Below are 22,968 nucleotides of genomic sequence, written 5' to 3' on the forward strand. Positions count from 1 at the left end.
ATATCCGGCAGTTTTGAGCATATTTTCTTGTTTCTAATGATTATTCACTATCGGGAACGCAGTTTTTCCAGAAAGGCAGTCACCTGCGGGAGTAATGCCTGCTTGCCGTCGTTGAAGATTACGTAGTCCGATTTCTCTTTTTTCACCTCGTCCGGTAATTGGCTGCCGATACGGCGTATGACCTCTTCACGCGACGCGGCATCGCGTTCCAGCACCCGCCGGATGCGCACTTCCATCGGGGCGTACACCATCAGGCTTACGTCTACGGCCCGGTTGAAGCCCGATTCAAAAAGGATGGCCGACTCGATCGCACATAGCGGTGTGTTTTGCTTATCTGCCCAGGCTTGGAAATGGCGGTTTACCTCCGGATGGATAATGGCGTTTACCTCTTTCAGCCGTTCGGGATTGCCGAATATATGGGATGCAAGTTGCTTTTTATCCAGTCCTTCAGCGGTATAAAGTGTTTCGCCGAACAGGGCGGTCAACTTTTCGCGTATGACAGGGGATGTCTCTGTCAGTTGCTTGCTCTCCGTATCGGCAATGTAAACCGGTACACCGGACAATTCCAGCAGTGAAGCGATAACCGATTTACCGCTTCCTATCCCTCCTGTGATTCCGATCTTAATCATTTGATTTGGTCTGTTCCAGTATAAATTCGATCCGGTCGGGGGCAATCGTGGCAATGTCCACTCCTGCCGGTTTCTTATTCAGCTTGAGAGGCAGGGTGCCGGAGACGTTTTGTTCCAGGTCCGCAAAGGAGATACGTATCTCAAAATCATCGGCCGAGACATTCTTGAAACGGGAAAGAGGCACACTGCAGCTTACCTTTACGACAGACGGGAATGTACGTAGCGTATAATGGGGAGGCAAGTCGGTACAGATAACCGGGATTTCCAGTGTCTTTTCCGTATATTCCTCTATCGGAACAGTCACGGATACACTTGCCGGATCGAATGTCGTACCGTCTATTTTTTGTAGCTGGACGTTGCGTGTGATGGTCTTGTTCCCTTTCTTGATTTCGGTAAAGACCGTTTTGACTTCTTTCAAAGTATCCAGCACGACGTCACTGGCATAGACGCTGATGTTATGAGGCGTAATGGTAATATCGCCGGATATTTTGAAGCCCGCGTTTGTCCGGATCGTTCCGTTGAATACGACCGGTATATCCTTTTTGATACGTTTGCTGTAAGCCACCTCGATCTGTTGAGGTTCGAAACTGACCAGTGAAGTGGTAGCGATCAGTTGTTTCTTTATGTCACTCTCGATGCTTTTCCGGTTGATGACCAGTTTTCCGGTCTTTTCCGGTTGATCTTTCATGTTCGCTTCGATCGGGGCAAACGACCGTCCGAAGGAGTAGTTCAGCAACACACTCCCCTTATCTTTCACTTTTACGGTAATGGCTTCAGGCGGCGTTTCCGTAAAAGAGATGTCAGGCGGTACATTCTTGTATTTGACCGGAATGTTGATGTCTATTTCATACTCTTGCTGCAAGCTCTGGAGTAGCCAGAAACCTAATGCAAGCAGTACAAAAAAGAAAAAGATCAAGGCTTCTTTCCACTTCTGTCGGTGAAGAAAAGCCTTAATCTCTATCCGGATAGACTTGAATGTTTGATTTATTTGTCCAAGTCGTGACATAGGTCCCGTTGTTTATTTTTGCTGTGCGTCTTCTGCAGATGCAAAAACAGAAGTTTTGTCTACACGGATGCGTACACCATCAGAAATTTCAATCAACATATATGTGTCACCGATTTCCTTAATCTTTCCGTAGATACCTCCGGCTGTGATCACTTTGTCTCCCGCTTTCAATGCTTCGCGGGCTTTCTGAATTTCTTTTTGTTTCTTTTGCTGCGGACGGATCATGAAGAAATAGAAGATCGCAACAATGACAACCATCATCAAAATACCAGACCACTGCTGACCTCCAGCAGCTGCCTGGAGTAAAATAGTAAGTAAGCTCATATAACTATAAACATTAATAAGTTAATATCAATTCGATACTGTCACAAATGTAAGGATAATAATTAATCTTTGAGCAATAACTTTTCTTTTTTTAACTCGCTGACTACAGAATCCAGAATGCCGTTGATAAACGTGCCGCTTTTGGGTGTGCTGTAGTATTTTGCGGTGTCGATATACTCGTTCAGTGTCACATTGATGGGGATCGACGGGAATGTCATGATTTCGGCCAGTGCGACCTGCATGATAATGAGGTCCATATTGGCGATACGTTCGGTTTCCCAGTTCTTCATGTGTCTGTTGATGCGTTCGCGGTATTGGCTGCCGTTCATCAGTGATTGGCGGAACAGTTTGATGGCGAACGACTGGTCTTCGAGATCCTTGAACATCGGCAACAATTTTTGTTTGCTTCCGGCCTTTTCATCGAATTGCTTGATCGTTTTCAGCGTGAATGTTTCGATGATGGAGATATCGTCATTCCAGTAGATGCTTTTGTCTTGCAGGTAATCGTCGATGGTTTCGTTGCCGCAGATCAGTTTCTTGAACACGGTACGCCAGAACTCCTTGTCTGTTTCGTATGAATCGTTCTCGTTGTTCAGATATTCGCTGTACTGTTCGGATGAAAGGATCAGATCGAGCACCATCCGGATGAAGTCTTCGTCGTTATCCCATGAGATACCCTGTTCGGCCACATACTTCTGCAAGGCTTCGTTTTCTGCAATCTGGGCGGCGAAACGATTGTCTACCAGACGGGTGTTCGGATTCAGTTCCGCATCTGTCGGCATGTATTTGTTCTTACGGACGTCCAGGATGCGTTTTTGCAGATTAGTTACAGCGACAATTAGAAGAAGGAAATAATGATATAAGTCATAAGACTTTCTAAGACTGAAAAGCAATTCGTTTTCCGCTACTTTGAGGTCGTTGTTTCCATTTTGATAGTAAGAATATACTATCTGTAAAACTTTAATGCGGATTAAAATTCTGTTGATCATCGTTTGAAGGAACTACTTGTTATAAATTAGGCTGCAAAGTTAGTCATTCTTTTGATAAAAGCTCTTTGCTTCGCTTAATTTTATACGCATTCGCGATTATTTTGTAAGAACTTGATTTTTTATGTGCATTTTGATGCGTTAAAATAGTTGTTGTTTAAAAAAAAATGCACATATTTGAAGCAAGTTATGATAAATGGGTGGGTGTTTAACGAATGTTTGCTATAATGGAAGACTCGGTGAAGAAAATGCAGGTTGAAGGTGGTGACAAAGAGATTTTATACTCTAAAACCATTAAAGCAGGAAAAAGAATCTATTATCTGGATGTAAAGAAGAACCTGAAAGACGATTTATTCCTGGCTGTGACGGAAAGTAAGAAGGTGCAGCCGAAGGTCGGTACTCAGGTCTCTTTTGAAAAACATAAGATTTTCCTGTACAAAGAGGACTTTGATAAGTTCATGGATGGAATGAATGATGTAATCAATTACATTAAACAATGCAGGGCGGGAGGAAGCCCGGTAGAAGTGTCGGATAACGACCAGCTGGCTGATGAGTCAGATGAAATAAAGCTGGATATCGATTTCTGACGGAATTGGGGAAAATGGAGTAAAATAATAACGGGCTGTTCCGGAAGGAAACAGCCCGTTATCTTTATAGGCCCTGTAAAAGGAAGCCTATTTTGTTGCGGTTATGCTTCCGGATGGATTGCTTCAGTAGGACAAGCATCTGCGCAAGTTCCACAATCAGTACACATTTCAGGGTCGATATGATATTTATCACCTTCTGAAATTGCTCCTACCGGACATTCGTCAATACAAGTACCGCAAGCGATACAATCGTCACTAATTACGTAAGCCATTTTTTTAAACGTTTAAATTGATAACTATTAGTTCGTGCAAAAATAGAGCTTTCTTTGTATTAAAAAAAGATCTGCCCCTTTATTTTGTCGAAATAAATGCATTTTTGCAATAAGTCGGGTTCTTTCCCGTTATAATTCAAAATTACGAAAAGAATTGAGACGTCTACTATTTATTATATGTGTATTCTTTCTAACTGTTACCACTGTGATGGGGCAGAAAGAAAAGGTAAAGAACCAGCCCTATGCGGATTTGAAGTGGTTCCATTTGGGCTTTCATGTGGGTATTCATGCACAGGATCTGATATTGACCAATACCGGTGTTGCCGCGGATGGTGAAACCTGGTTTGCCGAGATTCCGAGCTATTCGCCCGGATTCAGTGTCGGTGTGATCGGAGATATGTACCTGAATCCTTATTTCAGCCTGCGCTTTACGCCGACAATCCATTTTGGCGATAAGAAATTTGTGTTTCGTCGTCCGGAGATGGAAGGAGTAGAGGGGACAGAAGATAATCCGGTGATAAGCCAGTATTCCACATCTGTCCGTTCCAATTATCTGACTTTCCCGTTGGATGTGAAGTACAGCGCTTTTCGTGTGAATAACTACCGGCCTTATCTGATTGGCGGTATCTACGGCGCGTTCGACTTAGGACGTAAAAAAGGAAATCCGATCCTGTTGAAAGGAACGGACTTCGGCGTTGAGTTCGGTATCGGATGTGATATTTATCTTCCGTTCTTTAAACTATGTCCGGAACTTAAATTCAGCTTCGGACTTGTCGACTTGCTGGAAAAAGACAGAGGCGACCTGACGGACCCGGAATTGATCAAATATCCGAATTCCCTTTCCAAGGCAACTTCCCGGATGGTGACGTTGACCTTCAATTTCGAATAAAGAGTTCGATATAGATGTAGCAGGCCGGAACAGCCAGCATGACACTATCGAAACGGTCCAGCATTCCGCCGTGACCCGGTAATACGTTTCCGGAATCTTTCACACTGAGCGTACGTTTCAGCAACGATTCGATCAAGTCTCCCCAAGTCCCGAATATAACGACTGTCGCAGCCAGCCCGAGCCAGTTATACCGGCTGATTTCCGGTGCATACCAGGCAAAGACCTGTGAAGAAGCCAATACGAGGATTAACCCGCCGAAGAAACCTTCCCACGACTTTTTAGGGGAGATGCGTTCAAACAATTTTCTTTTTCCGATCAGGGAACCGACCAGATAAGCTCCGGTGTCGTCCAGCCAGACAAAAATAAAAATGGCCATGATGAAAAGCGGCGTATAGCTCATGACGCCGGGTGTTCCGGGTTCCGCCCCGATAAAGTTCAGCATGGAAAAAGATCCGGCACAATATACTTGGGCAAACAGTGTAAATGCCCAGTTGTTGATCGGGTTCGGCGCTTTATAATAAAGTTCCGCAATCATCGTCAGCATAATGAAAAGCAGGTAAGGAAGAAATATTTTTCCGTCCGCCAGCCCGTTCGCATAGACGAAAGTCGCTATGAACAGATAGACGCCGCCCACAACGTTCATCGTCCGTTGCAGGTCCGCATTTTCATAATGTTTGACCAGCCCACCGAATTCCCAAAGGGTTAATCCTGTTATGACACAAAAGAGAATGAGGAAGAAAATAGGATGGACGCAAATGGCACTGACCAGTACCACTACGAATATTATGCCGGTTAACGCTCGTATAATCAGATTTCTCAAGGCAGTAGTGTTTTGTTTATTGATTTATTATCGGTACAAATATAAGGAATAAATTAATTCCATGCCCATGAAACCGGAAATGGATGCCCATGAAACCGAAGACGGATGGGCATGGAATTATTTGTTAGTTTGCTTCTGCTATATTTGCTTCTTTTGCTTCCTCTTTTTTGCCATTGGCTTTTTCCTGTAGTTCGAGGATTTCTTCCGAACGGGAAACCCAGGCGCGTTTACCGAAGATATGTTCGACGTCTTCCGTATAAATAACTTCGCGTTCCAACAATACCTGTGCCAGCTGATTGTGTCCTTCGGCATATGCCTTCAGGATACTTTTGGCCCGTTCGTACTGTTCGTTGACGATCTTCTGTACTTCGAGGTCGATCAGACGTGCCGTCTCTTCGCTATATGGCTTGGTGAAGCCCCAGTCCTGGCCGCTCGAATCGTAGTAATTCAGGTTCGGCAGCCGTTCGCTCATACCGAAATAAACAACCATTGCGTAGGCCTGCTTGGTTACGCGCTCCAGGTCATTGGAAGCACCGGTCGATATTTTTCCTAAGAAAAGTTCTTCGGCGGCACGTCCTCCCAAAGTCGCACACATTTCGTCCAACAACTGCTCGCGGGTTGTGATCTGGCGCTCTTCCGGCAAGTACCAGGCGGCACCTAATGCTTTGCCGCGGGGAACAATCGTCACTTTCACCAGCGGATTGGCATGTTCTAACAACCAGCTCAATGTCGCATGCCCTGCTTCGTGGTTGGCGATACATTGACGTTCGTCGGCTGTCGTTATTTTGGTTCGCTTTTCCAGACCTCCGACGATGCGGTCCACCGCATTCATAAAGTCGTCCTTCTGGACAAACTTTTTACCGCTACGGGCGGCAATCAAAGCGGCCTCATTACATACGTTGGCTATATCCGCACCTGAAAAACCGGGTGTCTGGCGTGCCAAAAACTCGGCATCTACGCTTTCGTCTATTTTGATCGGACGCAGATGTACGCCGAATATTTCCTTACGTTCGTTCAAGTCCGGCAATTCCACATGTATCTGGCGGTCGAAACGTCCGGCGCGTAATAACGCCTTGTCCAGAATATCGGCACGGTTGGTTGCAGCCAGGATGATCACACCGCTGTTGGAACCGAAACCGTCCATTTCCGTCAGCAACTGGTTCAATGTGTTCTCGCGCTCGTCGTTACTGTTCATGTTCGCGTTCTTACCGCGGGCACGACCTACGGCATCGATCTCGTCGATAAAAACGATACAAGGAGCTTTCTCTTTGGCTTGGCGGAACAGGTCGCGTACGCGGGATGCGCCCACGCCGACGAACATTTCCACGAAGTCGGAACCTGACAACGAGAAGAACGGAACGTTTGCTTCTCCTGCTACAGCTTTAGCTAATAGTGTTTTACCTGTTCCCGGAGGACCCACGAGCAATGCGCCTTTAGGAATCTTACCTCCTAATTCCGTATATTTTTCAGGGTTTTTGAGGAAGGAAACAATCTCTTCCACCTCCTGTTTGGCTTCGGCCAGGCCGGCAACATCTTTGAATGTCACTTTCCCGTCGTTATCCTTGTCGAATAGTTGCGCTTTGGCTTTTCCAACACTGAATACACCGCCGGGACCGCCGCTCGTTCCTCCCGACATACGCCTCATCAGGAAGATCCAGACAACGATGATCAGCAGGATCGGACCGAACGAAACAAGGAAATTCCAGATCGCATCGTCTCCTTCTTCAAAGCTGACTTGTGTATTGATATGGTTATCAGCGACAGCCTTGTCGTAGAAATCCGAAAATTTGTCAGCCGATGGTATTTTGACATACACTTTCGGGTTGGTGCCCAATGCTGCGCTGTCTCTTTTAAAAACCAGACCTTTCTGGCCGTTCTTAACTGTCGCTTCAACTAAATTCTTTTTATTGTAGACGACCATCCGGTCAAATACGTTCTCTTGAGCCAGCTTTTGAAATTCTGTCCAGCCTAATTCCTTAGAAGCCGAAGAATCGTTTGTAAGATATAAAGCGATAAGCATCATAAAGATAAGTCCGTACATCCAATAGAGATTGAATTTGAACATCTTTTGCTTATTGTTCTTCGGTGCTTTGTTAAACATGTCGTTTTTATTTTCCATATATGATTATCTCTATGCTATGTGAGACCGGTGATTAATCGAGATCGGCAATTTGAGTCAATTTGGCATCCGACCAAAGGTTCTCCAAATTATAAAACTCGCGTAGTTCCGGTAGAAATATATGTACAAGAACCGTGCCATAATCCATCCCGATCCATTCGGCCCGCTGTGAACCATCTATCGAAAGCGGTTTTTCACCTGCCTCGCGACGGGCAAAATCCCAAACTGAATCAGATAATGCGGAAACCTGGGTAGGAGTGTTCCCTTCGCAGATCACCATATGTTGGCAAATTGCGCCGGATAATCGGGTTAAGTCTACGGTTACAATATTTTTGCCTTTCTTTTCCTGTAGGCCTTCTACAATCGTTTTAACTAATGCTTCTGTTTGATCCATCTATTTTTTATTAGTAATATTCAAGGACGCAAATATACTTCTTAAATTTATTATGTCGGTGATTTCCCCCTATTAATATATGTATATACTTGCAAAATCAAAACAAGCAGGCAAAGAAAAAAGTTTATGAATGAAAAAATATTGTCGCAACGTTTGTTTATTTTGAAAAAGTATGTACTTTTGCACTCGCTAACAAGGGAGTTAGTTATTTCAAATTGTTCAATGGTGTAATGGCAGCACAACAGATTCTGGTCCTGTTAGTCCAAGTTCGAGTCTTGGTTGAACAACTTTACGAAAATAAACGATTCCTTTAGTCAGAAACACTTTGTTCAATGGTGTAATGGCAGCACAACAGATTCTGGTCCTGTTAGTCCAGGTTCGAGTCCTGGTTGAACAACAAAAAAAGTCCGTCATTCGTTTGAGTGACGGACTTTTTTTATCGGGTTATTTATATCTTACCCATTTGATCATTTCTTTGATACTCGGCTTTTTACCATACATCAGGATTCCTACACGGTAGATTTTGGCAGAGAACCAAACGATGAATATCGCCGTTGCGAACAACAAGGCAAATGAAACGACCAGTTCCCATACCGGAATGTCGAATGGCAGGCGGACCATCATCACGATAGGAGAGGTAAACGGAATCATCGAACACCAGAATGCCAACGGACCGTCCGGATTATTCATACTGTAGATGCCGGCATACAAGCTGAACGCCATCAAAAGCATAATCGGTGTCATGAACTGTTGCGTGTCTTCCTGCTGTTCCAGGGCGCTGCCGATAGCGGCAAACAGAGCTGCATACAGCAAATATCCTCCGATAAAATAGAGTACGAAACAAATGCCGATCATACCGAAGTTGATGGAATTGATAATTTCCTGTATCTGAATGCTTATGTCGGAAGAACCGGCAGCCATGTCTCCTACACCTTGCGCGGCCATTTGCGCCGTCATGACATCTTCAGGCGAAGCGCTGCCACCGAAGAAGAAGAGGCTTCCGGATATCAGAACGCTTGTCAGGATGCCCCACAGGAATACTTGTGTCAGCCCGACGAAACCGATACCGATGATTTTACCCATCATCAGGTCGTATGGTTTGACGGACGAGATCATGACTTCTATGATACGGTTCGTCTTTTCTTCCATCACGCCTTGCATCACCATCGAACCGTACATAATAATGAACATATAGATGATAAATGTCAGGATCATGCCTAAGATTGAAGCGACTTCGGCAGAGGTGCTTTTCTCGCCCCCGTCTTCATCCCATTTGATCGTCTTGATATTGAAATTGATCTTGCTGTCTTCGATGATCTGTTTCAGGTTGTCGATGTTGTATGAAGCCAGTTTTTCATCTTTCAGATATTCGGACAATGTCTTGTCGATCGTATTCTTCAACCCCATCGGGATTTGCTTCTTGGAGTAGAGCGTGGCGGCAGCCGGGTTTTGCAACAAATCGTCTGTGATATTCAGAAAGGCGAATATTTCCTTGTCCGGATTTTTACGATACTCTTCCAGGCTGGAACCTTTTTCGGTTATAAAGGTATATTCTTCCGTGTTTTTGAACAGAGGCGCATATTTGCCGGTTGCGTCGATAATGGCTACCTGTTTGGCCTCATCCCCTTTGATGGTAGAGAGCCACAACGGGACGAACACCAGGGCGGCAAACAGGAACGGCGTCAGGAAAGTCAGCAGCAGGAATGATTTTTTGCTGACACGACGAAGGTATTCTCTTTTGATAATAAGTCCTATCTTATTCATGCTTGCGTAGTATTTGTACCGGAAACGGTGTTAATAAATATGTCGTTCATCGAAGGAATCTCTTCCGTGAAGGAAATAATCTCGGTCTGTCCGGCCAATGCGGAAAGAAGGGCGGAGTTGGATATCTCCGGTTCTTTATGGATGCGCACTTCACTTGTTCCGGCGAGGTCCTTTTCTGTCAGCAGGCTGAACATTTCCGGTATTTCCTGCAATCTTCCCGATTCGGTATGGAAACGGACGGTGAAATTGTTGGTACGGAAACGGCTTTTCACTTCTGTCACATTGCCTGAAAGAACCACCTGCGAGCGGTTGATCAGGGCGATATTATCGCATATCTCTTCAACGGACGACATGTTGTGTGTGGAAAAGATGATCGTGTGTCCGCCATCTTTCAGCTCCAGTATCTCTTTTTTCAGCAATTCGGCATTCACCGGGTCGAAACCGCTGAACGGTTCGTCGAATATGAGCAGTTTAGGCTCATGGATGATGGTGATGATAAACTGCACCTTTTGTTGCATCCCTTTGGATAGCTCTTCCAGTTTCTTGTTCCACCAAGGCATGATGTCAAATTTCTCAAACCAGTGCGTCAGCCGCGTACGTGCTTCCTGGTAGGAGAGTCCTTTGAGCTGTGCCAGATAGATGGCCTGTTCACCGACTTTCATTTTCTTGTAAAGGCCGCGTTCTTCCGGCAGATAGCCGATCTGGTAGATGTCTTCCGGTTGCGACTCGCGTCCGTTGAAGCGGACAAGGCCGCTGTCGGGGGCGGTGATGCGGTTGATGATGCGGATCAGTGTGGTCTTCCCGGCGCCGTTCGGCCCTAACAATCCGAAGACTTTCCCTTCGGGGACCTGGATGCTGACCTTGTTAAGGGCGAGATGGTTGGCGTATTGCTTTACCACGTCTTCCGTTTCTAAAAAGTTCATAGGCATTACATTTTTAATATGATTCTTTCTCCCAATTCTTTACTTAATACATTTTTTATCTCGTTCAGGCGGGTGAGCTTTTTCATCAGCTCGAATACCTGGTCCATGTCCCCTTTCGTTTGCGCCTCTTTGATCTGTGCCTGTACTTCCTTGATCTGGCTGAGGATGTAAGCATCCTTGAAGCCGTAGAGTTCGCGGAGCACTAACGAATCGAGTTTCTCCTCTTCCGTTTCCAGTTCCCTGTATTTGGTGTGATACTTGCTGAGCTGATACTTTTCACTGATCAGGTTGGCGGCAAGGCGGCTCACATTCGGATCCGGATGGGCCAGGAAATAACGGTGCGCCACGAACCCTTCCGACTGGCAACGGTCGGCCGCTTCATCCATCATACCTTTGAAAAGAGGCGTGTAGAAGGTGAGGTCGTCGCGCTCCAACTCCGAACGGATATATTCGGCAACACGGATAACCACCTCTTCATTTGTCTCTTCGTCCGTGTACTGGAACAGGATGCGTTCGCCATAGCGTACGATATACCGCAGTAAGGCAACTTCATACACTTCATAGGGCGAGCGCTTCGGCTGCACCGGTATGTTTACCGATGGAGCGGCGGGCGGTGGCGGTGGAGGCGGCATGTTGTTATCCGTCCCACCCAACTCGTATTCTTCCTGCGGTGGCGGCGGGATCGTATCGTCGGGCGGGAGGAAACTTTCCGGTTCCTGTCCTGACGGTATTTCTTCCGGATACGGCTGATATCCGGGAATATCCGGATATTCGGGTATGTTGCTGACCGGAGGCGCCGGATTGAATGAAGACGGCTGGTTTGCCTGCCTTTCCTCCTTGTTAAGGCGGATTTTGTTTACTTCGTTCAACAGGAGCATCTCGTCTATCTCCATCATGGCACTGCATTCCCGGATATAGAGGGAGCGGGCGATGTTGTCGGGGAGGATGGCAACCGTTTTGATAATGTCGGCGATCAGCGATGAACGTTTGATCGGGTCTGTCCCGGCATCGTCTAAAAGCAGCCGGGTTTTGAAGCGGATGAAATCCGTTTCGTTCTGTTTGATAAACTCGGCAAACTGGGTTGCATTATGTTTGCGGGCAAACGAATCCGGGTCTTCGCCATCCGGCAGGAGCACCACTTTTACGTTCATCCCGTCTTCCAGCAGCAGGTCGATACCGCGCAAGGCGGCCTTGATACCGGCTGCATCGCCGTCATAGAGGACTGTAATATTGCTGGTAAAACGGTGGATCAGGCGGATTTGCCCCTGTGTCAGGGCCGTTCCCGACGAGGCAACGACATTTTCCACACCTGCCTGGTGCATGGAGATCACATCCGTATAACCTTCCACCAGGAAACAGCGGTCGGCCTTGACGATGGCTTGTTTGGCAAAATAGATGCCGTAGAGTTCGTTACTCTTATGGTAAATCTCGCTTTCGGGCGAGTTGACATATTTGGCGGTCTTTTCGTCTTTCTTCAGGACACGTCCGCCGAAAGCAACCACTTTGCCGCTTAGCGTATGGACCGGAAATATGACACGTCCGCGAAACCGGTCGTTCACACCGCCATTGTCATAGGCAATCACCAAACCCGTTTTTTCGAGAAATTCCTTTTTGTAACCGCTTTTAGTAGCCGCTTTATAGAGGGCGTCCCGTTGGTCGAGGCTGTAGCCTAACTGGAATTTGCGGATGGTATCTTCCCGGAAACCGCGTTCGGCAAAGTAACGCAGGCCGGCAGCTTTCCCTTCCTGGTGTTCGTACAGCTGGGTGGTGAAATATTTTTGCGCCCAACTGTTGACGATCAGCATACTTTCGCGATCGCTGCGCACCTGTTTTTCGCGTTCCGACAGCTCCCGTTCCTGTATCTCGATGTTATATTTCTTGGCAAGATAGCGTAGCGCATCAAAATAAGTCAGCTGTTCATGCTTCATGATGAAGTGAACAGCCGTACCGCCTTCGCCGCAGGCAAAGCATTTACAGATGTTCTTTGCCGGCGACACATAGAAAGAGGGCGACTTGTCACTATGGAACGGACATAATCCTACATAGTTTATCCCTCGTTTCCGGAGTGTAACAAATTCAGAGACAACATCCACAATGTTTGCTGCATCCAATATCCGGTCTATGGTAGGTTGATCTATCATTTAGTTCCTTCCTTCATTTAGACGGCAAATATAATCAATAAATATTCTTTATGTTCTATTCGATCTCCATCTCATCCAGCAGATATCCTGCCCCGGCATATTTATCCATGATGAAAAGGACGTAGCGGATGTCGACGATGATGCTGCGCTGATAGTCGGGGAGATATTGGATATCGCCGCCGACACCTTCCCAGTTGCGGTCGAAGTTGATGCCGATCAGTTCGCCGTTGGCGTTCATCACGGGGCTGCCCGAGTTACCGCCGGTCGAATGAGTGGTTGCACTGAAGGCAACAGGCATTTTACCGTTGGGAGCTTTGTAGCGTCCGAAATCTTTTGCCGCATATAATTCTTTCAAACGTGCCGGAACGACAAACTCCCAATTGGTGGAATCCTCTTTTTCCATTACGCCGTCGAGTGTTGTCTGGTATCCGTAGTAGTCACAGTCGCGCGGGCTGTAGCCTTTTACCTGTCCGTAGGTGAGGCGCAGGGTGAAGTTGGCATCCGGGAAATTAGCGCGGTCGCCATACATCGCCAGCAGACCTTTCACATAAGAGCGGTGAGCCATTGCATAACCGTCTTCGAACTCTTTCAGAGAGTCTTTCAGACTAACTTCTTCCGCGCGGACGGATTTGGCGAAAAGGATCATCGGATCGTTTTCCAAAGCCTTGACAGACGGACGGGCAAGGAATTTGTTGAAGTTATCTTCACTGCCGAAAATGGATTTCTCGAACAGGTAGTCGACAAAGCTGTCGGTGTCACCCTTGAACTTCTTGTCTATTTGTTCGAAATAGGCCGGCTGCGCTTTCGGTGCGACCTGGCGGCGGTATTCTTTCAGCATGACTTTGGCTATTTTCCGGTCTACATCGGCGGAATAGTTGTCGTTGGCAAATCCGTGATAGGCACGTTCCAACAGGCGAAGCTGTTCGTCTTTGGCCTTTTTGTCTTTTCCCTTCAAGGCTTCTATGACAGCATCCGTTTTAGTCGGCACATTGGTGAACTCGATGCCGCGTATGATCGCTTCATCCAGCATCCAGCTACGGAAACGCAGGTCTTTGCGGTCCGATACGATCTGTTCGAGCGCCATCAGGGCATCGGGATAGTTCGGCTCGCACATCTTGTTGGACCAGGCGATCAGCTTGTCCTGTTCCTCTTTCTTAACCTGTTCGAAGTTCCGTTTTTTGATGGCCCAATTACTGCCGATAGCGTTCTTGTAAGCATTGGTGGAACCGGCGTATTTGCTGGCATACTGGATGCGCACAGCCGGGTCTTTCAGCATTTCTTCGAGCATCACCTTCTGGCGCAGGTCGCGGATGTTGATGCGCACCGTGTTGTCGATGTCGCGGCGTTCCGCCACTTCCCAGGAGGTATAATATTTATTGGTCCGGCCGGGGAAACCCATCATCATGGCATAGTCGTCTTCCTGTACGCCTTTCAGTGAAATCTTGAACCAGCGTTTCGGACGGAGCGGCACATTCTTGTCCGAGTAAGGCGCCGGATTTCCGTTTGCATCGGCATAGACGCGGAATACGGAGAAGTCGCCCGTGTGGCGCGGCCACATCCAGTTGTCGGTATCCGCTCCGAACTTCCCGATAGATGAAGGAGGAGCGCCGACCAGGCGGATGTCGGAATAGATCTTCTTCGTGAACATGAAATATTGGTTACCTCCGTAGAAAGCTTTGATCTCGACCTCCGTACCGGGGTTGTCCTGCAGGAATTTTTCTCCGGCTTTAGCCTTTGCCAGGCCGTTCAGGAACTTAGGGGAGAGGAAGTCCATGCTGTTGGGATCGGTGTTCTTCTCCAGTTCCTTCTTCACATAGTCGGTGACATCTTCGATCTTGTCGATGAAAGTAACCGTGATGCCGGGATTCGGCAGTTCCTCTTCGCGCGACATGGCCCAGAAACCATCCGTCAGATAATCGTGTTCCAGTGTGCTGTGACGCTGGATGCAGCCATATCCGCAATGATGGTTGGTCAGGAGCAAGCCGTCCGGTGAAACGATTTCACCCGTACAGCCGCCTCCGAATATGACAACGGCGTCCTTCAGAGAAGCCGAGTCGGGGCTGTATATATCATAATCCTGTAATTTAAGTCCCAGTGCTTGCATTTCCGGGAGCTTCTGTCCTTTCAGTAATGGCAATAGCCACATCCCTTCGTCAGCCATAGCCGGCAGTGACAGAATTACTGCCGCTAAGGAGATGATGAGTCTTTTCATGATTTGTGTTCTATAATTCATAATTCAACATTCTTATTCTTTCCATTCTGTAAACGGATGCTTGGTCAGCATCGAATTGTAATATCGCCGGTCACCGCTGACTTCCTGCCCTAACCACTCCGGCTGTTCGAACGCTTCTTCTTCGGAATCCAGTTCGATCTCGGCCAGGATCAGCCCTTCGTTTTCACCGTGAAAGACATCGACTTCCCACGTATGCCGTCCGGCGGGGATCAGGTTGCGCACCTTGTCGATCACACCGGGTTCGCAGAGTTTCAGCAACTCTTCGGCATCCGCCAACGGAATCTTCTGTTCAAATTCGTAACGGCTCAATCCCTTTTCATCCGAAGCCCCTTTGATAGTGAGGAATCCTTCTTCTCCCCGGATGCGTACGCGAACAGTACGCCCCGGCTGTGAACAGATGTATCCCTGGACGATACGTTGCGAACCTGTTACCTGCCCGCTGAAATCCCCCTTTACCAAAAACTTCCGTTCAATCTCCGTCGCCATACATTTGGAATATTAACTTTCAACTTTCAATTCTCAACTTTCAACTACTTGATGGTTACCATCGTAGCCCCGAATCCATATTCACGGAAAGAAGCATCCTGATAATAGTGCTGTTTATATCTTGTTTTCAGTTCTTTTTCAATCGCTTTACGCAATACGCCGTCGCCTTTACCATGTATGAAGACAATTTTTTGTCCTTTGTTGCCGGCGTATTGGGCGAGTATTTCATGGAATTTCTCCAACTGATAGTTCAGCATGTCCGCATTGCTAAGTCCGTTGGTGTTATCCAACAATTCGGTGATATGAAGATCCACTTCCAGGACGTTACTGTCGGATGCTTTCTTTTTGACGATCGTCTGTGGGGCATGACGGTCTTCACGCACCTTCTGCAGCATGGCTTCCTTCAACTCGGTCGCAGAGACCAGCAGCTCTTTTTCGGGAACATCCTGGCGTACGATCGGGTAAACCATCGCATCTTCGTCAAAGAAATCGTTTTCCATGAAACAGTGTTGCTTGTAGAATTTGACCGTGTCCAGATGAAGTTCTACGGAAATCGTGTTTTTCAACGAATAGGGCTTGCCCTTTTTGAAGGCGATCAGCTGTACACAGATACGTTCCAGGCTGTTGAGATCGTCCTTGCCGAATTCTTCCAGGAAAATCTGTGTGTTTGGTTCCACGATGCCATTGTAACGGCTGATCCAGCTATTGTTTTGCCGGTTCATATAGTTGAAGAACAGATAATAATTGCTGTCGTTGATGAAATAGGTCTCATAGCCGCTGTCCTGCATCACCTTAGTGGGCTCTATCGGAAGATAAGCCAAATAGACGTTGAGGCGTTCGCCTTCCGGGGTTTCCGTCACCTTCTCTTCTTCGGGTTGTGGCTGCGGCTTTTTGGGTTGCGGGGCCGGCGCTTGCGTCGGCTGGGTCGGAGGGAGCGGGGAACGGCGTGAGCTGTGCACCTGTACTTCCCGGTCGCTAACAACGACACATTCACGGATCAGTGCCGGCACTTCAAACCCGTCTTCATCCTCCACCAAAACCTGATCTTTCCCTTTGAAACGACTCACGACACCTCCGCCGGTGCTGTTCAGGAAACGCACTTTGTCTCCGATCTTTATATCACTCATAATACAATATACTTTTATTTTTCTGTACAAAAGTAGTAAAATAGGTCCGATACTTCTTAGGTTTAAGCAATAAATCATCATTTACCGATTCCGGATAGTTCATATTTGACAAGTTTCGAATCTTCTGCAAACTTGGATAATTACAATAACCCCCTCTTTGGGCAGTTTTTCTATTTCGTCCGAAATCTTGATCGATTTTGGATTGACTTTTTTCATGGTTTTAATCTGATCGAATGACAATAGAAAAAACGAGGTGCGCAGTCCGTTTCGAAAAGCGTACAATTTGATTACCCAAAAGCGGAAACGCCGACAAAGTGATAAACCTTAACTCCCGGAGAATCGAATATTTGAAAACAAAACGGACGGCGTCCCAAATATCGCAAGGAAATTCAGGTGCTTTTTTGCCCTTACAACGGTCCTCTTTCCAATTACGACCGTCCAAATCGCCATTACGACCGTCCTAATCTTCGCGAGCTGCCGAGTGCACTACACATTAGCACGGTCGTAATGGCAAAGAGGACGGTCGTAATGGCTGGAAACGCTCGAAAAAGGCGAAAAAGTCCCTTTTTGAGGTCAAAAAATCGGATTAACATTTGTTTTGTTTCGGATGTCTTTTGGGCTTGAAAAATCCGTTTTATACAATAAGCCCCCCTGCCGCAGGCTCTCTTTTGCCATTGATTTCAATCAACGGGTTGACGGGGCCGCAAAAGAACAGGCCTTATCAATCAGTTGTTTATAGGATCGGTTTTAATGCGATCCCGCGTCAAGCGCGGGAACAAGGCTGGTTTGACACAGCCTCCTGAAGTTCACAGAGGAAGAGGCTTTGCCTCTAAGCTCTAAAACCGTTCGTTGAAACGAAACGGCAAAAGAGAGCCTGCGGCAGAGGGGTTATTGTAAAAAACGCATTTTTTGAGCTCGAAAGGTCTCCTAATTCAAACAAATGTCAACCTACTTTTCAGCTGTCAAAAAGGGGCTTTTTCCTATGATCCGGTACCTTATCGCCATGAAGAGGGACTTTATCGCTCTGATCCGGAACTTTGTTGCTCTGAAGTCGGACTTCATATAGTACGAAGTCAACCTTCAGAGCGATGAAGCGTTACTTCAAGGGAATTTTCTGCGCACCTCACGGCAACAAGCCTCCAAAATTTCCTTGTGATATTTGGAACGCCGTCCGTCTTCGTTCGCAAATATTCGATTCTCCGGGAGTTAAGGTTTATCACTTTGCCGGTGTTTCCTGTTTTCGATAATCAAATTGCGCGATTTTTGGAATGGGCTCGGCACCTCATATTCTCTGTTGTCATCCGAGTGGGTTAAAACCGTGAAAAAAGTCAATCCAAAATCGACCAGAATTTCGGACGAAATAGAAAAACAGTCGAAACAGGGGGTTAATGTATATTTTTCAATTTGTAGAAGGTACAAACACACACACACATGAAAACAGAAAGGGAAACCTCACGGCCTCCCTTTCCCATTCACTTTAACTAAAAAGCTTAATCTACGAAAAATCGAAGATTACTTAATATAAATGCGCGTCTTTATCGGACGTTTACTTTCTGTGTCAACACATGGCCGCTATTGCTCAGGCGAACGATGTAGATTCCTTTCGGAACGGAGATCGTTTCTGCCTGGCTGATCGTGCGATGGGCAACAACTGTACCCGCCATGTTGACAATCAGCATTTCTACCGGTGTAGCCGGCTGGATTTGGATGCCGCCTTCGCGACCGATGATTGCCGATTCGGCAAGAGCCTCTTCAACACCTGTTGCGAAGTCAACCGTTACCTGACAAAGAGCGGTCAAGCCGCCGTTGATAGCTGTGGCAATGATGGTTGCCTGGCCTACTTTGACAGCGGTTACTTTACCGTTGGCGTCGACTGTGGCAACAGACGGGTCTGTGCTTGTCCATTTTACGCCGCCGGCAGCAGCCGGTTCAACAGTTGCAACCAATGTATAAGATTGCAGGCGTGCTAATGTCAAAGTTGTCTTATCTAACTTGATACCGGTTGCATCCGGAGTCGTGTCGCCAGTGCCGCCGCCTGTGCTTCCACCGCCGGTTGACGGGGTGTAGACAGATTCGTAGGCGCCGAGATGAACGGTTTTGTTTGTGCCGTCGTAGGTCAGACGATCTGCTCCTAAGATATCTTTTGCATCACCATCAATACCAGTGGCATCACCAGTTATTTGGGCTATAGGAGAATCTTTGTGCAATTGATATTTGTAGGTCGTGTTGTCGAACTTGATGTAAGCAAGGCTGGGAAGTGTCAAATTGTTATTCGTAACAGGACCGGCAGTCTTCAATGCATTATGCGAGATTTTATCACCGGTAGCAGTTCCCGTAATTGCTTCATCTGCATTTGTCCAGAGGATGTTGTTCTTGATAACGGCTGTAGATGAAGCATTGTTAATAATAGCTTCTGCCTCTTCATTATTATTGACACAAGTATTGTTTGCAATAGCGGAAATTCCGCCTGCTGCAATATCAATCATCACCATATCTTCATTATCATAGAACAGACAGCTCTTCACCGTCAGGCTCTTTCCGTAGAGCATTGGCAGAGTGCCCTTGATTTCGGTGAAGATACATCCTTCGATTGTGGCAGTAGCATCGCCGGCATCGATAACAGTTGCATTGCCATCGTCACCTGTTGATCTTGTCATTCGCACGGCTTTGGAGTCTTTCGGAGAAGAGAAGTTACAGTTGGAGAAGTTGATGATTGCTCCGCTTGCTGCTTCAACTGCTTTTCCGGTGAACTGTGCGTTGGTTACGGTAACATTAGCGCCATCCTTTAAATCCAGTGCCGGTTTATCTTCAGAAGTTTGTGTGAAGACTACTTCTTTCTTTTCTGCCGGTTCGATCGTTAATGTACCAGTTACTTCGATGGTTCCGTTTGTAATAGCGGCGTTGTCAATGGTGACATCTCCACCTTCAGCTACATTAATAACCGGAGCATCGCCTTCAGTTTTCGTATCAACAGTCAATTTGACATCCGAAATAGTCATATTACCTTTTGCCTCGATTGCAGTTACGTTAGCCGGCACTTCCAATGTTGAATTTTGGAGAGTCGCTTCGGTTCCTTCTACTACTTTGATAACAGGAGCCGTATTTCCACTTTCGCTTTCTGTAGTCTTAATCACCACATTGTCAAGAGTCAGTTTTCCACCTTCGCCTGTTGTGAAAGCAGACGTTCCTTCCGGAACAGTGATAACTGCCGGTACATCCGGATTTTCAGACTTAATCGTGATCTCGGCGTTTACGGTAAGAGTTTCCGTCAATTCAATGCTTGCTTCACCACCTTCGGGATCTGCGGTCGGTGGCAAAACAATCTCTTTCTGGTTGTTTGCGACAGCATCTTTCAAGTCTTCTTCAGAGGCAATGCCTTCTTCCGGTGCGGTATATTTTGTCCAGACAGCAGCGGTTTCTTCTGTTGTTGTTTGTTTTATATATCCCGGTGAAGTGATCGTAATCTTCTGTCCAGTTACGGCATCAATAAGAGCAACATCATCTTTATCTACATAAATCGGTGCTTTTTCCTGCAAATTATTGTCATTGCCAAGTAGGGTAAAGGTACAATCGCTGGTTACGTTTGATCCCGGTCCGACATTTACGCCTCCCCAACTATTATTTTCGGTCACCAGACCGGATGCTGTCACCTTTGATCCATTAACGATCAGTCCGGCACCGGCACTATTCTTTAATGTGACGTTTTCAAGAGTAACATCTTGCATCTGATAAACACTCAGACCTTTTGCTTTTGAGCTATTATCCAGTGTCAGATCTTTAATCGTAAATGTTCCGGTTTGAGAAGCATTATTATTACCTAACACAATAGGATAGTTACCACCAGCAAAATCATCTGCAACAGACACCGTTTTGCCTTTTCCGTCCAGCGTCATTCCGGTTTGTGTAAACAACACGGGAGCTGTCAGTATAATATCGCTTGCCAGGTTGATACGGATATTGTTTTTCCCTTTATCCTTATTGGCTGCCAAAGCAACCAAAGCGTCCGATGTGGAAACTGTTGCTAATCCGTCAAATACAGGCCAATCTGTTGTAGCAGTTTGGTAAAGGACCTGGTATTGATCGCCTTTGTCCGGCATCGTTACGCTTTTCTGTTTTGCCAAAAGTTCTTCCGGTGTTATGATCGTTTGAGGCTGTGAGCTGAACACTAAGTTGATACCGGCATAAGAGTGAGTATCGCCTTCGGGTTTTGCGGAATACAGGATCGTATTTCCGATAATATTATCAATCTTGCCGTTGCAATTATACGCATAAAGTCCACCTTGTGTCGTTACGTTCTTGATGTAGATGTCTCCATTGTTACCCAAGAAACTTACAGCGCCTAATCCTTGAAATTCAAACTTGGTAAAAGAATAAGAACCTCCTTCTACCTGTACACCGGTTTTACTGTTGCTAATGCTTAGCGGGAAATTCTCTGTATCTGAAGTCACATTCAGATTATTCACTGCTACGTTGTTGGCATCCACTACAACACCACCTTTGCTAAACTTAAGTGTAGCGCCTTCTGCCCCTTCCAGTCTTATGCCTTCCTGCTGGATTGTCAGGTTCGCATCAAAGCTATATGTTGCTTTCAGCTTAATCAAGACATTTTCTTTTACGCCACTGCCATTACCGACAAGTGCGATCAGATTTTCTTTCGTGTCGGCGTAAGCAAGACCGTCAGCCCCTTTCCATCCATCATTATTGACTTCATACAAAACCGGATATTGTGCACCGGCCGCTGGCATTGTAATCTTATTTTGTGCTGCCAGTTCTACCGGAGAAATTACATCTTTAGCGAGGGAATTGTCAAACACCGCACTGATCCCGACAACCGGAGTGTTAGACGTAGAGGTATATTTAATAGTATTACCAGTGATGCCATTCAGTTTGCCTGTTACACCTTCTATTCCCAGCTTACCGGTCAAAGTTGCACCGGAAACATAGATGTCACCATTCTGCCCCAGGTAATAAATCGGTCCAACGCCTTCCGCATCCGGGGCACTACACGTATAAGTTCCTCCGTTAATCCGGATACCGGTTTTTTCCTTATTGATCTTCAACGCTGTCTTGGCGGAAGTTATGTCCAGGCTATTCAGTGTGACATCGTTGGCATTGATAATAAGTGAATGTTCATTATCGAATTTCAACTTTGAATCCTGAAGGGCAATTAAAGAAACCGGTTGGCTGATTGTCACGTCTTCATTGAAAGAGCCTTCTCCAAAGAGATAGACAGGGGCATTGCCTACAAAAGTCCTTCGGCCCATTTCGTCACTTCCTAAATAAGAAGCAGCCGTAACCTGGAAATAGAATCTCTCTTCACTTCCGGGGAAGCAACAGCGCGAGTAGTTTTCCGTACAATCTTCAAAGGTATTGCCACTTTCAAACGCTATTTTTCTATCTGCTTCATACGATCCGAATACACTTTCAGTTTCAGCGTTTTCTTTCCAGATAATAGCTGTCGAGCACCAATATTCATAACTTTCACTTACCGGTTGGCTCAGATGATTAAGTCCTTTGAAAGTGTTGCCACTGATCACATAATCGACCGGGCCGCTTCCGGGTTCCAGCTTGATACCGTTGCAAACAAACTGATCTTGTGCGATGTTTGCATCTTGCGTAAATTCATTACTGGTAATAGTCACCTTCTTTGCTGTCACATAAAGGGAATTTTTAGATTGATCCATGTTTCCTCCCTTATTGACAAACTTCAAGCCGGTTACTGTCGCATTTTCTCCTTTGATCCGAAGTGCTCCATTCAGTACGACCTCTCCTTCACCGGCTTTTGAGATCGTTGTATTGTCTTTTGTCAGTTCACCAAAAGTAGTGCCAGAACCTTCCGTATAACCAGTTGGTTGAGCTTCTCCGGTATAGCTTCCGGCAGCAATGCTGATTGTAACATCTGTTTCCGTTGCAGCATTGGCCGCCACGATAGCCTCTTGTAACGTCTTATATATACGATTGGCAGGGTCTGTTGTTTTACTTCCATCTACGGTTAATGTAAGCGTTGCTGTTGTAACAGCCCACCCAACGCTCATAATAGCTAATAAGGCTAATAGACATAATTGTATCTTTCTTTTCATATTTTGTTGATTTAAATAAAATGTATTGAATAAAATTCCCTATACTCGTTCAGGCAGGTAACCTGCGGCTACCTCTAAACGGGTTTCTTCACTTTTGGTTGTTTCTCATTAAGTCATAGGCCCTCTAAATTTGGATTCCATCAATTCCCGGAGTGGAAGGTTATACAAAATAAAAGAGGCGTGGGAAC

Annotated in this window: 17 protein-coding genes and 2 tRNA genes; 4 read left to right on the forward strand and 15 right to left on the reverse strand. The window is 46.3% G+C overall.

Annotated elements, in window-relative coordinates:
- Positions 1–47: 47 nt before the first annotated feature.
- The 4 genes from coaE to nusB all read right to left on the reverse strand — a co-directional run bounded on the left by coaE (position 48) and on the right by nusB (position 2,948).
- Positions 48–629, reverse strand: a complete 582-nt coding sequence (gene coaE / locus DWW90_RS14385) for a dephospho-CoA kinase (RefSeq protein ID WP_122333009.1) — start codon at positions 627–629, stop codon at positions 48–50.
- Positions 622–1,635: a YbbR-like domain-containing protein gene (locus DWW90_RS14390; protein WP_122345453.1), complete on the reverse strand. Its 1,014-nt coding sequence runs from the start codon at positions 1,633–1,635 to the stop codon at positions 622–624. The genes coaE and DWW90_RS14390 overlap by 8 nt, the downstream gene beginning before the upstream one ends.
- Positions 1,636–1,647: 12 nt before the next feature.
- A complete protein-coding gene (yajC, locus tag DWW90_RS14395) occupies positions 1,648–1,959 on the reverse strand; it encodes a preprotein translocase subunit YajC (protein ID WP_115499875.1) in 312 nt (103 codons plus the stop codon).
- Positions 1,960–2,021: 62 nt separating this feature from the next.
- Complete coding sequence (nusB, locus tag DWW90_RS14400) at positions 2,022–2,948, reverse strand: transcription antitermination factor NusB (protein ID WP_122333007.1); 927 nt, start codon at positions 2,946–2,948, stop codon at positions 2,022–2,024.
- A gap of 224 nt (positions 2,949–3,172) precedes the next feature.
- On the opposite strand from nusB, the gene DWW90_RS14405 reads away from it, so the two are divergent.
- Positions 3,173–3,532, forward strand: a complete 360-nt coding sequence (locus DWW90_RS14405) for a DUF3276 family protein (RefSeq protein WP_115499913.1) — start codon at positions 3,173–3,175, stop codon at positions 3,530–3,532.
- Between the two features lie 101 nt (positions 3,533–3,633).
- On the opposite strand, the gene DWW90_RS14410 is transcribed toward DWW90_RS14405, so the two are convergent.
- Positions 3,634–3,804, reverse strand: a complete 171-nt coding sequence (locus tag DWW90_RS14410; RefSeq protein WP_115499873.1) for a DUF362 domain-containing protein — start codon at positions 3,802–3,804, stop codon at positions 3,634–3,636.
- Positions 3,805–3,958: 154 nt separating this feature from the next.
- Here DWW90_RS14410 and DWW90_RS14415 point away from each other — a divergent pair, with 154 nt between their 5' ends.
- A complete protein-coding gene (locus DWW90_RS14415; RefSeq protein ID WP_122345454.1) occupies positions 3,959–4,693 on the forward strand; it encodes a porin family protein in 735 nt (244 codons plus the stop codon).
- Here DWW90_RS14415 and DWW90_RS14420 read toward each other — a convergent pair.
- The 3 genes from DWW90_RS14420 to rsfS all read right to left on the reverse strand — a co-directional run bounded on the left by DWW90_RS14420 (position 4,680) and on the right by rsfS (position 8,026).
- Positions 4,680–5,513 (reverse strand): phosphatidate cytidylyltransferase, encoded by an 834-nt coding sequence (locus DWW90_RS14420; protein WP_122333005.1) that lies wholly within the window; start codon positions 5,511–5,513, stop codon positions 4,680–4,682. The genes DWW90_RS14415 and DWW90_RS14420 overlap by 14 nt on opposite strands.
- A gap of 124 nt (positions 5,514–5,637) precedes the next feature.
- The gene (gene ftsH, locus DWW90_RS14425) at positions 5,638–7,632 is read right to left on the reverse strand and encodes an ATP-dependent zinc metalloprotease FtsH (RefSeq protein WP_122333004.1); all 1,995 of its coding nucleotides are present in this window, start codon (positions 7,630–7,632) and stop codon (positions 5,638–5,640) included.
- 34 nt (positions 7,633–7,666) lie between these two features.
- Complete coding sequence (rsfS, locus tag DWW90_RS14430; protein WP_115499869.1) at positions 7,667–8,026, reverse strand: ribosome silencing factor; 360 nt, start codon at positions 8,024–8,026, stop codon at positions 7,667–7,669.
- 216 nt (positions 8,027–8,242) lie between these two features.
- Here rsfS and DWW90_RS14435 point away from each other — a divergent pair.
- A tRNA-Gln gene (locus DWW90_RS14435) sits at positions 8,243–8,313 on the forward strand.
- Between the two features lie 39 nt (positions 8,314–8,352).
- Positions 8,353–8,423: transfer RNA gene (locus DWW90_RS14440), tRNA-Gln, on the forward strand.
- Positions 8,424–8,470: 47 nt separating this feature from the next.
- Here DWW90_RS14440 and DWW90_RS14445 read toward each other — a convergent pair.
- From DWW90_RS14445 to DWW90_RS14480, 7 genes are all read right to left on the reverse strand, one after another.
- Positions 8,471–9,790 (reverse strand): ABC transporter permease, encoded by a 1,320-nt coding sequence (locus tag DWW90_RS14445; protein ID WP_122345455.1) that lies wholly within the window; start codon positions 9,788–9,790, stop codon positions 8,471–8,473.
- The gene (locus DWW90_RS14450; protein WP_122345476.1) at positions 9,787–10,713 is read right to left on the reverse strand and encodes an ABC transporter ATP-binding protein; all 927 of its coding nucleotides are present in this window, start codon (positions 10,711–10,713) and stop codon (positions 9,787–9,789) included. The genes DWW90_RS14445 and DWW90_RS14450 overlap by 4 nt, the downstream gene beginning before the upstream one ends.
- Positions 10,714–10,718: 5 nt before the next feature.
- A complete protein-coding gene (gene dnaG, locus DWW90_RS14455) occupies positions 10,719–12,854 on the reverse strand; it encodes a DNA primase (protein ID WP_122345456.1) in 2,136 nt (711 codons plus the stop codon).
- A 55-nt stretch (positions 12,855–12,909) separates the two neighbouring features.
- Positions 12,910–15,066, reverse strand: a complete 2,157-nt coding sequence (locus DWW90_RS14460; RefSeq protein WP_122345477.1) for a S46 family peptidase — start codon at positions 15,064–15,066, stop codon at positions 12,910–12,912.
- 33 nt (positions 15,067–15,099) lie between these two features.
- Entirely contained in the window at positions 15,100–15,573 is a 474-nt protein-coding gene (locus tag DWW90_RS14465) for a CYTH domain-containing protein (protein WP_122345457.1), read from the reverse strand.
- A 44-nt stretch (positions 15,574–15,617) separates the two neighbouring features.
- Positions 15,618–16,700, reverse strand: coding sequence for a DUF2027 domain-containing protein (locus DWW90_RS14470; protein ID WP_115499864.1), 1,083 nt, complete (start codon positions 16,698–16,700; stop codon positions 15,618–15,620).
- Between the two features lie 1,535 nt (positions 16,701–18,235).
- Positions 18,236–22,780, reverse strand: coding sequence for an Ig-like domain-containing protein (locus DWW90_RS14480; RefSeq protein WP_122345459.1), 4,545 nt, complete (start codon positions 22,778–22,780; stop codon positions 18,236–18,238).
- Positions 22,781–22,968: the final 188 nt, after the last annotated feature.

The organism is Parabacteroides sp. AF17-28 (assembly GCF_003479205.1).
In the GTDB taxonomy this organism is placed as follows: domain Bacteria; phylum Bacteroidota; class Bacteroidia; order Bacteroidales; family Tannerellaceae; genus Parabacteroides; species Parabacteroides acidifaciens.

Coding starts and splice junctions, on each gene's coding strand:
- coaE (WP_122333009.1), bottom strand. CDS start 629: ATGATTAAGATCGGAATCACAGGAGGGATAGGAAGCGGTAAATCGGTT.
- DWW90_RS14390 (WP_122345453.1), bottom strand. CDS start 1,635: ATGTCACGACTTGGACAAATAAATCAAACATTCAAGTCTATCCGGATA.
- yajC (WP_115499875.1), bottom strand. CDS start 1,959: ATGAGCTTACTTACTATTTTACTCCAGGCAGCTGCTGGAGGTCAGCAG.
- nusB (WP_122333007.1), bottom strand. CDS start 2,948: ATGATCAACAGAATTTTAATCCGCATTAAAGTTTTACAGATAGTATAT.
- DWW90_RS14405 (WP_115499913.1), top strand. CDS start 3,173: ATGGAAGACTCGGTGAAGAAAATGCAGGTTGAAGGTGGTGACAAAGAG.
- DWW90_RS14410 (WP_115499873.1), bottom strand. CDS start 3,804: ATGGCTTACGTAATTAGTGACGATTGTATCGCTTGCGGTACTTGTATT.
- ftsH (WP_122333004.1), bottom strand. CDS start 7,632: ATGGAAAATAAAAACGACATGTTTAACAAAGCACCGAAGAACAATAAG.
- rsfS (WP_115499869.1), bottom strand. CDS start 8,026: ATGGATCAAACAGAAGCATTAGTTAAAACGATTGTAGAAGGCCTACAG.
- DWW90_RS14445 (WP_122345455.1), bottom strand. CDS start 9,790: ATGAATAAGATAGGACTTATTATCAAAAGAGAATACCTTCGTCGTGTC.
- DWW90_RS14450 (WP_122345476.1), bottom strand. CDS start 10,713: ATGAACTTTTTAGAAACGGAAGACGTGGTAAAGCAATACGCCAACCAT.
- dnaG (WP_122345456.1), bottom strand. CDS start 12,854: ATGATAGATCAACCTACCATAGACCGGATATTGGATGCAGCAAACATT.
- DWW90_RS14460 (WP_122345477.1), bottom strand. CDS start 15,066: ATGAAAAGACTCATCATCTCCTTAGCGGCAGTAATTCTGTCACTGCCG.
- DWW90_RS14465 (WP_122345457.1), bottom strand. CDS start 15,573: ATGGCGACGGAGATTGAACGGAAGTTTTTGGTAAAGGGGGATTTCAGC.
- DWW90_RS14470 (WP_115499864.1), bottom strand. CDS start 16,700: ATGAGTGATATAAAGATCGGAGACAAAGTGCGTTTCCTGAACAGCACC.
- DWW90_RS14480 (WP_122345459.1), bottom strand. CDS start 22,780: ATGAAAAGAAAGATACAATTATGTCTATTAGCCTTATTAGCTATTATG.